Origin of the sequence: Streptomyces sp. NBC_00310 (assembly GCF_036208085.1) — a bacterium.
In the GTDB taxonomy this organism is placed as follows: Bacteria; Actinomycetota; Actinomycetes; order Streptomycetales; family Streptomycetaceae; genus Streptomyces.
In genome coordinates this window covers 10053614-10067177 of record NZ_CP130714.1, presented here as the reverse complement: position 1 = coordinate 10067177, position 13564 = coordinate 10053614, and the positions used below count along the sequence as shown (strand labels likewise).

7 protein-coding genes and 1 pseudogene are annotated in these 13564 nt (G+C 70.8%); 3 read left to right on the top strand and 5 right to left on the bottom strand.

The window, feature by feature from the left end; genetic code table 11:
* Positions 1 to 33: 33 nt before the first annotated feature.
* Together OG202_RS43930 and OG202_RS43925 are read left to right on the top strand one after the other, a co-directional pair.
* Positions 34 to 1635, top strand: coding sequence for a purine-cytosine permease family protein (locus OG202_RS43930; protein ID WP_327726477.1), 1602 nt, complete (start codon positions 34 to 36; stop codon positions 1633 to 1635).
* A gap of 53 nt (positions 1636 to 1688) precedes the next feature.
* Positions 1689 to 2130: pseudogene (locus OG202_RS43925) on the top strand (alpha-hydroxy-acid oxidizing protein); the annotation flags it as partial.
* Positions 2131 to 2222: 92 nt separating this feature from the next.
* Here the strand turns inward: OG202_RS43925 and OG202_RS43920 are convergent.
* The 5 genes from OG202_RS43920 to OG202_RS43900 all read right to left on the bottom strand — a co-directional run bounded on the left by OG202_RS43920 (position 2223) and on the right by OG202_RS43900 (position 10883).
* Positions 2223 to 4058, bottom strand: coding sequence for an RICIN domain-containing protein (locus OG202_RS43920; RefSeq protein ID WP_326574122.1), 1836 nt, complete (start codon positions 4056 to 4058; stop codon positions 2223 to 2225).
* A 546-nt stretch (positions 4059 to 4604) separates the two neighbouring features.
* Positions 4605 to 4982: a toxin Doc gene (locus OG202_RS43915; RefSeq protein WP_326574123.1), complete on the bottom strand. Its 378-nt coding sequence runs from the start codon at positions 4980 to 4982 to the stop codon at positions 4605 to 4607.
* A 3-nt stretch (positions 4983 to 4985) separates the two neighbouring features.
* Entirely contained in the window at positions 4986 to 5231 is a 246-nt protein-coding gene (locus OG202_RS43910) for a hypothetical protein (protein ID WP_149830721.1), read from the bottom strand.
* 126 nt (positions 5232 to 5357) lie between these two features.
* Entirely contained in the window at positions 5358 to 7601 is a 2244-nt protein-coding gene (locus OG202_RS43905) for a glycoside hydrolase family 9 protein (RefSeq protein WP_326574124.1), read from the bottom strand.
* A 192-nt stretch (positions 7602 to 7793) separates the two neighbouring features.
* Positions 7794 to 10883 (bottom strand): glycoside hydrolase family 2 TIM barrel-domain containing protein, encoded by a 3090-nt coding sequence (locus OG202_RS43900; RefSeq protein WP_328224549.1) that lies wholly within the window; start codon positions 10881 to 10883, stop codon positions 7794 to 7796.
* 262 nt (positions 10884 to 11145) lie between these two features.
* On the opposite strand from OG202_RS43900, the gene OG202_RS43895 reads away from it, so the two are divergent.
* Positions 11146 to 13560: a SpoIIE family protein phosphatase gene (locus OG202_RS43895; protein WP_327726481.1), complete on the top strand. Its 2415-nt coding sequence runs from the start codon at positions 11146 to 11148 to the stop codon at positions 13558 to 13560.
* The last annotated feature ends 4 nt before the right edge of the window (positions 13561 to 13564 follow it).

The window sequence follows — 13564 nt, the reverse complement described above, 5'->3', positions numbered from 1 at the left end:
ACGCCCCGCCGCCGGTCCTCCGCTGGAGCCCCCTTGTCCGAGACGTCCCCGACCACCGAGCACTCCCCCGCCGTAGCGCCTCCGCCCCTGACGGAGGTCGAGTCGCACGGCGTCGAGCGCATCCCCGACGCGGACCGCACCGCGACACCGCTCGACCTGTTCCGGCTCGCGTTCGGCGGCGCCAACACGTTCTCCACCTGCGTGCTGGGCGCCTTCCCGATCCTGTTCGGCCTCTCCTTCCGGCAGGGGCTCGCGGCCACCCTCCTCGGCGTCGTCGTCGGCGCGCTGATCCTCTGCCCCATGGCGGTGTTCGGCCCGGTCAACGGCACCAACAACGCCGTCTCCTCGTCCGCCCATCTGGGTGTGCACGGCCGGGTGGTCGGCTCCTTCCTCTCCCTGCTGACGGCCGTCGCGTTCTTCTCCCTCTCGGTGTGGAGCTCCGGAGACGCCCTGGTCGGCGGCGCGCACCGGCTCTTCGGCCTGGAGCGCTCGACACCCTCGTACGTCGTCGCGTACGCCCTCTTCGCGGTTCTCGTCCTCGCGGTGTGCGTGTACGGCTTCCGGTTCATGCTCCTCGTCAACAAGGTCGCGGTGACCTCGGCGAGCCTGCTGTTCCTGCTCGGCGCGATCGCCTTCGCCGGTGACTTCGACCCGTCGTACGCCGGTGTCTTCACGGACTCGGCGGACGCGGCGACCCAGTCGCTGTTCTGGCCGTCGTTCATCGGCGCGGCCCTGATCGTGCTGTCCAACCCCGTGTCGTTCGGCGCGTTCCTGGGCGACTGGTCGCGCTACATCCCGGCGAGCACCCCACGCCGCCAGGTGATCGGGGCCGCGTTCCTGTCGCAGATCGCGACGCTGCTGCCGTTCCTCTTCGGACTGTCCACGGCGAGCATCATCGCGGCGAAGGCCCCGGAGTACGTCGATCCGGCGGCTCCCGACTTCGTCGGCGGACTGCTGGCGATCTCACCGAGCTGGTTCTTCCTGCCGGTGTGTCTGCTCGCCCTGATCGGCGGCCTGTCGACGGGCACGACGTCGTTGTACGGCACCGGTCTGGACTTCTCCTCGGTCTTCCCCCGGCTGTCGCGGGTGCGGGCGACGGTGCTGGTCGGCGTCCTGTCCATCGGGTTCATCTTCGTCGGCCGGTTCGGGCTGGACCTCGTCCGGTCCATCTCCACCTTCGCCACGATGATCATCACCTGCACCACTCCGTGGATGGTCGTGATGATGCTGGGCTTCTGGACCCGGCGCGGCTGGTACGACCCCGAGGCGCTCCAGGTCTTCAACCGCCGCCAGCGCGGCGGGCGTTACTGGTTCGCGCACGGCTGGAACTGGCGCGGCATGACCGCGTGGTGGGTCTCGGCCCTGCTCGGCGTGCTGTTCACCAACATCCCGGGCCAGTTCGTGGGCCCGTTCGGCGACCTCGCGGGCGGCGTCGACATCAGCCTCCCTCTCTCCCTGGCCGTGTCGGCGGTCCTCTTCCTCACTCTGCTCCGCCTGTTCCCCGAACCGCGCGCGGTGTACGGCCCCGAGGGCGCCCGGCTGGTCCGTACGGCCGACGTGCCGGTGCCGCCGATCACCGGGCCGGGGGCACCGACGGACACCGCGGCGCCGGTACTCGCCGCCGAAGGAGGCTGAGGGGAGCCGAGGGGCGGTCACCGGCCCGGCGGGAGCGCGACAGGGCGACCTGGGGCCCCTTCCGCCCCGGCTCCGGCCGACCGTGCGCGTGCTTGGGTGCGTGCGTGCGTGGGTGCGTGCGTGCGCACAACGGTGGACGATGCCCGCCCGGCTCGTCAGGATCGTCGGCGAAACGGGGGCCGCAGGTGGCGGGCGGCGTCGGGGCCGCCGAGGCGCTGCCGCGGGTGGCCCGAGCGAGCGGTGGGCGACCGGCTGACCGTACTCTTCGACAGCGGTGTCCGCGCCGGTCACGATGTCTTCAAGGCCCTGGCGCTCGGGGCCAAGGCGGTACCGCTCGGCAGGCCCTACGTCTACGGTCTCGCCCTCGACGGACGGCCGGGCGTGGAACACGTCATCCACTGTCTGCTCGCGGAGTTCGACCTCACGCTCGCCCTGTCCGGCCATCGCACGCCCGCCACGATCGACCGTGACAGCCTCGTCGACGGGGCCGTCTGAGGGCCGATGGCCACCCCCGCCCCCCCCTTCTCAGGGGCGCGGGGAACGGCGCGGGCGACCACACCCGGCCCGCGCCCTCGCACCGGCCCCCCTCAGAGCCCGAGCCCCGTCAGAAGGTCCGGGAGCCGGACGGACGTCAGGGGCAGCACCGGCTCGTCGCCGGTCCCGGGCTCCGTGTCCGTGCTCGTGTCGTCGCCCACGGACATGATGGAACCGCCCTGTTCGGCATCCGGGGAGGCACCGGGCGCGGGAGAGCCGGACTTCTCCGCTCCCGGCGCCGGGGAGACCTCGTCGGCGTCCGGGTCCTCGGAGATCGGCTCGCTCTCGGGCGTGGGCGCCCCGGAGCCGGAGACGGAGAGGGACTCGGGGCTGGCGGTCACGCCGTCGGTGAGCCAGCGCTGTGTGCTGGAGTCGTCCCGGACCTTGACGACGACGTCGGCCTCGGTGTCCGTGGTGACGGGGGCGACGGCGAGTCCCTCGCTCCACCGGGGCAGCAACTCGCCCTGCACGGTGAAGTCGTAGCGCACGTCGTCGCCGCGCCGGGAGTCCTCGTCGGCGCACTTGTTGAGGACGACCACTCCGGCGTCGACCTGGGAGTCCAGGCACAGTTCCGGGTTGGCGACACTGCGCAGCAGCCCGTCCTCCTCGTAGGACCACTTCTGGGTCCAGGCGGAGTCGCACTCCGCGAGTTCGGTCGAGGCGCCCTTCTCGGCCTTGCCGCCGTGGATGTCGAGGCACAGGTCGGCGGCCTGGTTGCGCAGCCGCGTCTGCTGGGGTGCCGTGGGCCGTCCGGCCATGGCGGGCGGGGTCGGCGACGCGGTGTCGGTGGTGGTGTCGTTGCCGGTGTCCGGCGCCGTGGCGATGCCGCCGGTGGCGCTGGTCGAGGCGGCGGGATCGGCTCCGCTGCCGTCGTCCGAGAGGAACGCGGCACCCAGGACGGCCGCGAGCAGCGCCCCCGAGGAGATGCCGACGGTGATCAGGGCTCTGGGATTGCGCGTTCCGGAGGTGATCCGGCGGCGCTGCGCGGGGATCTGGGAGAGCAGGCGGTGCCGGCCGCCGCTCCCCGGACGTCTCGAGTTCCCCTTCTGCGGCAACCGGCCGGGCCGGGAGTCGAGATAGCGCCGGGCGCCCCAGCCGAGTACGGCTTCGGCGATGACCCCGCCAAGTCCGCCCTCGAAATGGCTGAGTTGCTCGGCGGCGTAACGGCAGTAGCGGCACTCCAGCAGATGCTGCTGGACATCCGGCAGCAGAGCGCCACCGCGGCGAATGGGCACGTCCAGCAGCCGGTTGTAGAAGCGGCAATCCTTGGACGGCGCGAGTTCCCGATGGGCGCGGACGCATCCCTCGCGGAATTTGTCGCGCGCCTGCTCCAGTGTGGCCACCGCGCTGTCGGTGTCCAGCCCCAGCAGACCAGTGGGTATGGTTATCATTTCGGCTTCTACTTCGGTGTGCCACAGCAGGCACTGGGCGACCGCCGGGAGCGCCTGGAATGAGCGCTCGACGAGCTTGCGGTTTTCGGGCGTCATGGACTTCGCCGCCCGCATACCGCGCCCGCCCGCGGGCTTCCTCAGATCCGGCAGAACACCGGAGACGCCCCCTTCCGCGGACCACTCCTTGACGGTGTCGCGCGCGGCCACCAGCAGCCGGGGCCGCAGGGCGACGCCCGACTCGCCCCGCATCAGGCCGTCGAGCACCCGGTGAAAGGCGGTCGCGGTCACCATCGAGGCGACACCGGACTGGGTGGCGAGGCAGATCACCGCGTAGTCGTACGTCGACTGCCAGTGCCGTGCCATCAACAGGGCGACGGGATCGCCGGTGCCTCCCTCCGGCCAGCCTCTCAGCCGGGCGGCGAGAGTCTCGTCGGACTCTCCGGGAACCGGCCCGGGAGCGGGCGGAAAAGCGGGACGGGGAGGGTGGGGGGTGTGCACAGAGCGGGTTCCTTCCAAGGCACAAGATGGCACACGGAGTTCTGGCCGCCGCAAAGGGCCCTGGATTGGTGCGTACCTTTTTGGCGGGCGCTGGGAAAGCGGCCGGGGACGGAGCCGCTCGATGACCGTGATCCTTGAGCCTTTTGGGCCCTTCGGCGACCGGAAAAGCCAAGTGGCCTTTCTGACCGGGCCATTGCCCTGCGCAGGAAGTTCACCCTTGCACAAGTTACTCATGACTAACAAGGCACTTGTGCAACATCCGCATCACTAAAAGCAGGTCAGATGACCGGTACGAGCGATTCCGCTTCGCAGAACGAAGCCTTCCGGATCCTGGATATTCAAGGCTTCAAGCACCCCGTGTGAACCGTACGCACACCCCGACCGCCCGCGCACGCTCCCGGCGCACCGACGGTTCGTTGTTCACTTGGGGTGGCCGACTCGGAAGGCCCCGCGCGGAACGGCGGCTCTCCCGCGCGAAACGGGCCGCCGACCTTGATCCTCCCGCCCTCGGTCGGCGGCCCCGGAGACAGGTCGGCTCCGGCTCGCTCAGATCTGCCAGGACCGCAGCCGGTCCGCCGCCCCGTAGACGTCCGTCCTCCCGGAGATCAGGTCGCGCGCGAGGTCCACGAGGGACCCGTACGGCGGGTCGATGCCGACACCGCTGACGAACATGTACGCCACGGCCGTCGCACAGGCGAAACGGGCGTTGGCGGCCGGCAGGGGCTTGAGCACCGCGAGGGTGTGCAGCAGCGCGGCGGCCCGCCAGGCCGGGTCGGAGTCGACACCGAGACGCGGGGGGTCGACGCGATGCCGGGCGACGGCGGCGACGAGCGCGGAGAAGTCGTTGATGGTGGGCTGCTCGGGCATGACCTCTTCGTGTCGCTGGAGCAGCCAGGGCACGTCGATGTGGATGACGGGAGCCATCGGTCAGACGGCCCGTCCTTCCACCTTGGCGGCGGGTTCGTCGTCCGGGAAGGCGGCGGCGAACTCGTCGGCGTGCGCGGTGAAGAACTGCCGGAAGGCCTCCGCGCCCTCCTTCAGCGCCCGGTGTCGCACGATGTCGGCCGCGGCCGCCTCCCGCACGAGCGCCTTCATCGACGTACCGCGCTCCTTGGCGATCTGCCGCAGATCCTCTAGCTCGCGGTCGCTGAACTCCACATTCAGAGCTGGCATGCGCCAACGGTACCGCGCGGGTACTTACTCGTAAATAGCCGCAGGTCAAGTGGCATGTGGCGCGGTACCACAACAGGGCGGCCGACGCCCCGGAGGACGTCGGCCGCGTACAGGGGCAGCGAGGTGTCAGGTCTGGTCCGCCACGAACGACGCCATGCGGGCCAGCGCCGCGTTCCAGTTGATCGTGTGTTCGTTGGTCGACCAGGACTGGATGTCGTCGATGTAGCAGAACTGGCCGACGCAGCCCTGGAGTTTACTCTGCGCGTAGGGGTCCTGGATGCTCGAGTTGGGGCCGCCCGCGAGGGTGCCGACCGGCGGGTTGGGCTGGTCCGGGTCGAGCTGGTGGGCGTACCAGCGGCTGTGCTGGTTGCGGGCGTCGACCTCGCCGTAGCCGGTGACGTAGGAGATGTTGAGGGCGTTGCGGCCGAAGAGGTAGTCCATGCTCTGCAGCGCGCCCTCGCGGTACTTCGACGCCCCGCTGATGTCGTACGCCGTGGCTATGACGACCGCGTTGTTGAGGATCTGATGGTTGGAGCCCCAGTCGTAGAGGTTGTTGTCGGGTGCGTACGGCATGCCGTACGGGTGGGCCTTGAGGGTGGCCAGGTAGCGGTCGGCGGCCTTGACCACGGACCGGCGGACCTTGTCACGGCCGGGGAGCTTGTTCGGCACGGTCGCCAGGTCGAGGCGGCCTGCCGCTGCCGTGCGGCCCCAGTCGAAGCCGACGGGGCCGAAGATGTCGGCGGTGTGCACGGGCGAGGTGAGGACGTACTCCCGGAACGCCTTCTCACCGGTGGTGAGGTACAGCTGGGCGGCCGCCCAGTAGAACTCGTCGGTGACGTTGTTGTCGGAGTAGGTGCCGCCGCCGATGCCGTCGCTCTCGGAGGCGTGGACCGCGGGGTGTGCCAGGGCCGCCGCCCAGGCCGTGCGGGCCGCGTCGAGCGCCTTCGCGGCGAACGCGTGGTCGTAGGGGCGGTAGAGGCGGGCCGCCTGTGCGGCGGTGGCGGCGAGATTCAGGGTGGCCGCGGTGCTCGGCGGGTGCAGTTCGCGCTTCTGCGGATCGTCCGCGGGCATCAGGGGCAGGCCGGTCCACTGCTCGTCGTGGATCTTGTGGTGGGCCATGCCGGCGAGCGGCTGCCCCGTCGGCACCTGCATCTTGAGCATGAAGTCCAGCTGCCAGCGGACCTCGTCCAGCAGGTCCGGCACCTTGTTGCCGCTCTCCGGGATGTCCAGCGAACCGTCACCGAGCTTCTCGGGCTCCCCGGTACGGGCGTGCAGCGCGCGCTCGTAGGTGCTCAGCACCTCCCAGGTGGAGATACCGCCGTTGACGACGTACTTGCCGTGGTCGCCGGCGTCGTACCAGCCGCCGGTGACGTCGAGCGTGTAGTCGCAGACACCGGGCTGGCAGGGCACGTTCCCGTCGCCCCGGTTGGGTGCGACGTCGACATGCCCTGCGGCGCGGCCGTAGCCGGGGCGCAGTTCGTCGCTGATCGGGGTGCCGCTGCGCTGGGTGTAGTAGTACTTCAGCGAGTCGAGCCGCAGGCGTTCGTAGGCGCCCGGGTCGATGTCGAAGGGGCGGCTGCTCTCGCCGTCGACGACCAGGGTGAAGCCGGTGCCGCGCCCCCGGTACGCGCCGAAGTCGATCGCGTGGACGTTCTGCCCGGAGGAGGCGTCGAGGCCGCGCGGGGTGGTCTGCCCGTGGGCGACCACGGCGCCCGTGGCGTTCTTCACCTGCCAGGGCAGCTTCGCCGTGGCCTCGGTGACCAGGGTGGCGTTCTTCGGCCCGGCGGGCAGATAGGCGACCTGGTTGACGCGCACCCGGGGCCCGGTGTCGGGCTCGTACACCTCCGGCGGCACCCCGCCGAGCAGCGACACGTCGTCCATGCAGAAGGTGAACGGGTCGGCGTTGCCGCCCACTTGGAAGCCGACCTGGCCCTGCGCGGTGTCGACGGGCGAGGTGAAGGTGTACGCGTACGAGTCGCCCGAGACGTTCAGCTGCGGGCTCACCTCGAAGTACGTGTCGTAGGGGGCCGCCGACAGGCCGACGATGGCCCGCAGGACGTTGCCCTGGGGCGTGCCGGACGCGGAGAAGCTCAACCGGTACGACTCTCCCTTGACGAGGGTGATGTCGTTCTGGCCGACGGCGGCGTCCCAGCGGTTGGTGGTGCCGCCGGGGATGTCGGCGCAGAGGCGGCCGTCGGTGAGGCCGGCGGTGACGTTGCCGGTCGTCCACCAGGGGGCGGTGCCGGTGTCGAAGGTGCCGTTCTTGACCTGTTCGACCTCCTCGGCCTGGGCCGGACCGGCGGGCAGCGCGGTGAGCGCCGCCGCGAGGAGGGCCGTCAGGGCGAGCAGGGTGGTTCTGCGTCGTTTCACGTCTGGGCTCCTCGGGGGAGGTGGGGGCGCACAGCGTTGACGGGTCGTGTCGGATGGCGCAGGGGACCAAGAGAGGCGTGGGAGCGCTCCCAGATGCGGACGTTGGCCATGCTGTTAGAGACATGACAGCCCGTCAACGGTCCGGACGGGACTGGTTTCCCGTCCGGACCGAAGTGACGTCTCCCCACGCGGTCAGAGTGCGAGGACGTCCAGCCTGCTGATCCGCACGGCGCCGCGCGCCTCGCCCGGATGGCGGCTCGTCAGCGTGAGCCGGATCCGGGAGCCGCGCAGCGGAGCGAAGGTGATCACCGTGGGCGCGTCGGAGGTCGTGGCCCAGTCGGTCTTCACGCCCTCGGCGGGGACGTACCGCTCGCCGTCCCACACCTCCACGCCGACGGCCTCGGGCAGTGTGTGTCCCGCGTCGACGGTGAAGGAGGCCTCGACCCGGTCGACCGTCCCGGCCCGCCCCCAGTCGACCGACACCCAGTCCTCGGGGCGCGCCCCGCCGAACGCGGGCAGCAGTGCGGTGGCCGCCTTGAGGAAGGCGTTGGACCAGCCGGTGGCGGGGTCGCCGTCCAGCATGGCGGCGGGCAGGGTGTCGGGGCGACCGGAGTAACTGGCATCGGCGAAGGGATAGGTCACGGCGGCCGGGTGGTCGGGGGTGAACTCGGCGGCGGGGGTGGTGGACTCGGCGCGCGCCGACGTGGCCCGGACGTCCACCTTCCCGGTCCGCAGGCCCTCCACCCGCGCCGTCACCTTCACCGCACCGGGTTCGACCCCGGACCGTACGATCGCGAGCGCCTTGCCGCCGAACGCGGTACGGGTGGAGGCCTGGTAGCGCTCGGCGCTCTCCTCACGGCCGTTGTCGAGCCCGGCGAGGGACCCTCCTCGCACGTCGAAGGAGATCAGATGCTCGGCGTCGGGGACCACCACGCCCCGGGCGTCGACGATCTCGGCGGTGACGAAGACCAGGGAACGCCCGTCCGCCGCCAGGGACTTGCGGTCGGCGGTCAGGCGCACGGCGTGCGGCCGGCCGGCCGTGCGCAGGACGTCGGTGGCGACGGCCTTGCCGTTCCGGCGCGCGACGGCCTTCAACTCGCCCGGTGTGTACGGCACCTTCCAGGTGAGGTGGAGTTTGCCCGCGCTGCCGTTGGGGCTGGTGTAACTACCGGGGTAGGGGCCGTCGGTGAAGGTCTTGTCGTCGCCGGTCGCCTCGGTGGTCTCCAGGTAGGCGCGCCCGTCCACGGTCTTCTTCTCGTCGAACTTCCTTGTCCCGAGCGACTTTCCGTTCAGGAACAGCTCGACGGTGTCGACATTGGAGTACGCCCACACCTCGACGGTGTCGCCCTTGTCGTGGTTCCAGCTCATCGGCAGCAGGTGAACCATCGGCTCGCCGACCCACTGGCTCTGGAACAGGTAGTACATGTCCTTCGGGAAGCCGGCCGTGTCGACCGCGCCGAAGAAGGAGGCCTTCACCGGGAAGACGTCGTACGGCGTGGGCTCGCCGATGTAGTCGATGCCCGACCAGAGGAACTGCCCGGCGAACCACTTCCGGTCGCGGTCCTTCTTGTGGCCGTACTCACCGCTCATGGTCCAGGAGGCGAGGTTGTTGTCGTACGACGAGACGCCCCGCTTGCCGGGGGTGTGGTTCTCCCCGGTGTTGAGGTGTTCGGGCTCCTGGTAGACGCCTCGCGTCGAGGTCTCCGAGGACGACTCCGACTCGAAGAGGAACAGGTTCGGGTAGCGGGCGTGCAGGGCGTCCACCGACTTGGCGGTGTTGTAGTTGAGGCCGAGGCCGTCGAGCTTGGCCAGGATCAGATCGCCCGGGGTGCCGGGGGCGGGGACGCTGCGGTGGCGGTGGGAGCCGATCACGACGGGGCGGGTGCCGTCGGCGGCCTTGACGGCGGCGATCAGCCGGTCCGCCATGGCCAGGCCGGAGGTGGAGGTGAACTCGGAGACCTCGTTGCCGATCGACCACAAGAGGACGGCGGGCGAGTTGCGGGCCGCCTCCACCATCTCGGTGACGTCCCGGTCGGCCCACTCGTCGAAGAAACGCCCGTAGTCGTAGCGGGTCTTGGGGCTCCTCCAGCAGTCGAAGGCCTCCACCATCATCACGATGCCCAGCTCTTCGCAGACCTCGACCATCTCCGGCGAGGGCGGGTTGTGGGAGGTGCGGAAGGCGTTGACACCCATCGACTTCATGATCGTCATCTGCCGGCGGATCGCGTCGGCGCTGACGGCGGCCCCGAGCGCGCCCAGGTCGTGGTGGAGGTCGACGCCCCTGATCTTGTGAGCGGTGCCGTTGAGGTGGAAGCCCTCGTCGGGGTCGAAGCGGAAGGTGCGGATGCCGAAGGGCGTGCGATGGGTGTCGGTCGTTCTGCCGCCGACGCGCAGCTCGGTCCTGAGGGTGTAGCGGTGCGGGTCCGCGAAGTCCCACAACCTCGGCTCGCGGACGGTCAGTTCGTGGGTCTCGGTCTCGGTGTCGGTGACGGCGACCGTGGAGGAGGTACGGGCGACCGTACGGCCACGGGCGTCGACGATCCGGGAGACGACCTCGACGTCCGCTCCGGCGCCGGAGACGTTCACCACGGAGGTGCGGACGCGGACGAGGGCACGCTCGTCGGTGATGTCCGGCGTGGTGACGTACGTGCCCCAGCGCGCCACGTGCACCGGGTCGGTGATCACCAGGCGGGCCTCGCGGTAGATGCCGCTGCCGGAGTACCAGCGGCTGCTGGGCAGGCGGTTCTGGACCTTGACCGCGATGACGTTCTCGGTGGTGCCGTCGGTGTGCAGCAGGTCGGTGAGGTCGAAGGCGAAGCCGGTGTAGCCGTAGGGGTGGCGGCCGACCTCGGTGCCGTTGCAGTGGACGTACGAGTCCATGTAGACGCCGTCGAACTCGACGGAGATCCGTTTCCCGGCGAGAGACGGCGGCAGGGTGAAGGTGGTGCGGTACCAGCCGAGGCCGCCGGGGAAGAAGCCGGTGCCGCTGGTGGTGCCGTGCCGGGTGGTCGGGGCGAGTTCGATGCTCCAGTCGTGCGGGACGGCGACCCGACGCCAGCCTGAGTCGTCGAACGCGGGCTTCGCGGCGTCGGCGTACTCGCCGGTCGGGTCGGTGATGCCGTCCGGGTCGACGAGGGCGAAGCGCCAGCCGTCCCGGAGCGGGACGGCCCGGCCGGCGGACGAGGGTCTCGCCCGGGGGCCGGCGGCCGCGGTGCCCGCCAGTGCTCCCACCATCGGGGCGGAGGTGCCCGCGATGAGTAAGGACCTGCGTGTGACGGTCATGGTGTTCCCTTCGTCGAACGTGCGGGTGGACGTTCCGGGGAGCCGTGAAGCGCAAGGCCCCACAAGCCATCACAATTGATCGTGACCAAACAAAATCTGACGACGCGGCTCAGAGACGTCAAGAGCCCCTCACCTCACTCGGGGAACACGGGTGCGACAAATCCCGGGGGGAATACGGTTTCCAGTCCGCTTTCCCGGCGGAGCACATAGGCTTGAATTCACCCGTAAGCCCGTTCGGTCCGGCGGAATGGAACTCGCGACGATGAGGAGCCGCAAGGTAACGCACGGTGATGCCCCTGCGTATGCCCTGGACGGTGCCGCCACGGCGCGGGCGGCCATGGACGGCGACGGCACGATCGTCGAGTGGAACGAAGGCGCCAGACGCCTGCTGGGCTGGCCCGCGGCGGAGGTCGTGGGACGCCCCGCCGAAGAACTGCTCGCTCCGGGGCACCCTTTCCTGCCGCCCTCGCCGGGCAGCCCCAGCTGGAGCGGCACGCTCACCCTGCGTCACCGCGACGGCCGGACAGTGACCGCCTGGCTGCTCGCGCACCACCGCAGCCCGAAGGACGGCGACAGCACCGGTGGCTGGCTGGTTCTCTGCCCGCTGGACGACCCCGGCCCTCTGAAGCAGGACGATCCGCTGGCGGCGGCGGTCATGGTCCAGTCACCGTGCGCCATGGCGGTCTTCGACGACCGGCTGAGGCTGCGCGGCATCAACGACGTGATGGCGGACGCCGTGGGGATGCCCGAGGAGAATCTCCGGGGCCTGCACATGTCCGAGATCGTGGGCGGCCGGCGCGGCGAGCAGCTGGAGCAGCAGTTGCGCGAGGTGCTCGCCCTGGGCCGGCGCAAGGACGTGCAGACCTTCCTGCGGGCCGCCGACGAGAACCGCGCCCACGCCTGGTCGGCGGCGATCGCCCCGCTCATGGACGACTCCGGGGTGCCGATCGGGGTCTGTGTCACCGGGCACGACATCACCGAGCAGTACCTGGCACGGCAGCGGCTCCAGCTGGTGAACGAGGCGAGCATCCGCATCGGCACCACCCTCGACGTGCGGCGCACCGCCCAGGAGCTGGCCGACGTGTGCGTCCCGGTCCTCGCCGACTTCGTCAGCGTCGACCTCATGCAGTCCCTCGACCACGGCGACGAACCGCACGAGGGCCCGCTCTCCGCGCCGTTCACGCTGCGCCGCGCCGCCCATCAGTCGGTCACCCCGGGCTGCCCCGAGGCGGTCGTCGAGGTGGGCGGCACCGACGTCTACCCGGCCACCTCCCCGCAGGCGGCGTCCCTGTCGGTCGGGCACACGATCGTGGCGACGGACCCGGCGAACACGCTGGTGGACTGGCTCGACTGGGACCCGATACGCAGCCGACGGGTCAAGGAGCTGGGCGTCCACACCACCATGTCGGTGCCGATCCGGGCCCGGGGCACGACCCTCGGGGTGGCCGTCCTGACCCGCTTCAAGCGGCTCGACCCGTACACCGCCGACGACGAGCTGCTGGCCGAGGAGGTCACGGCCCGGGCCGCTGTCTGCATCGACAACGCCCGCCGCTACTCCCGCGAGCGGGAGACCGCCCTCGCCCTCCAGCGCAGCCTGCTCCCCCAGACCCTCCCCCGCATGCCCGCCCTGGAGGCGGCCTCCCGGTATCTCCCGGCGGCGCAGGCCGGGGTCGGCGGCGACTGGTTCGACGTCATCCCGCTCTCCGGGATGCGGGTCGCCATGGTCGTCGGCGACGTCGTCGGCCACGGCGTCCAGGCCTCCGCCACCATGGGCCGCCTGCGGACCGCCGTACGCACCCTCGCCGACGTCGACCTCGCCCCCGACGAACTGCTGACCCACCTCGACGACCTCGTCGTACGGCTGTCCGCGGAAGCCGGCAGCGAAGGCGTGACCGGCGAGGTCGGCGCCACCTGTCTGTACGCCGTCTACGACCCGGTGACCCGCCGCTGCACCTTCGCCCGTGCCGGGCATCCGCCGCCGGTCGTGCTGGACCCGGACGGGCGGCCGATGGAGGTGGAAGTGCCGTCGGGACAGCCCCTGGGCCTCGGCGGACTTCCCTTCGAGTCCGCCGAGCTCGAACTGGCCGAGGGCACGGTCATCGCCCTCTACACCGACGGGCTGATCGAGACCCGGGACCGGGACATCGACGCCGGTCAGGAGCTACTGGCCCGTGCCCTGTCCGGCCGCAAGGGACCACTGGACGACATCTGCCAGGACGTCGTCCAGTCCCTGCTCCCCGCGAACGGCGCCCCCGACGACGTGGCGCTGCTGCTGGCCCGTACCCGTGGGCTCAGGGCGGAGCGGGTCGCGACCTGGTCGATACCCGCCGACCCCGCGTTCGTCGCCCGGACCCGCCAGTACGTGCTGACGCAGATGGCGTTGTGGGGCATCAGCGAGTCGGCGTTCACAGCGGAGCTGGTGGTGAGCGAGCTGGTCACCAACGCCGTCCGGCACGGCGCCCCGCCGATCCAGCTGCGTCTGATCCACGACGACACCACCCTGATCTGCGAGGTGTCGGACGGCAGCGGCACCGCCCCGCATCTGCGCCGGGCCAAGACCTTCGACGAGGGCGGTCGCGGTCTGCTGCTGGTGGCCCAGCTGACCCAGCGGTGGGGCAGCCGGCACACCGAGGACGGCAAGACGATCTGGGCGGAGCTGACGCTGTCGGAGGAGTGAGAAG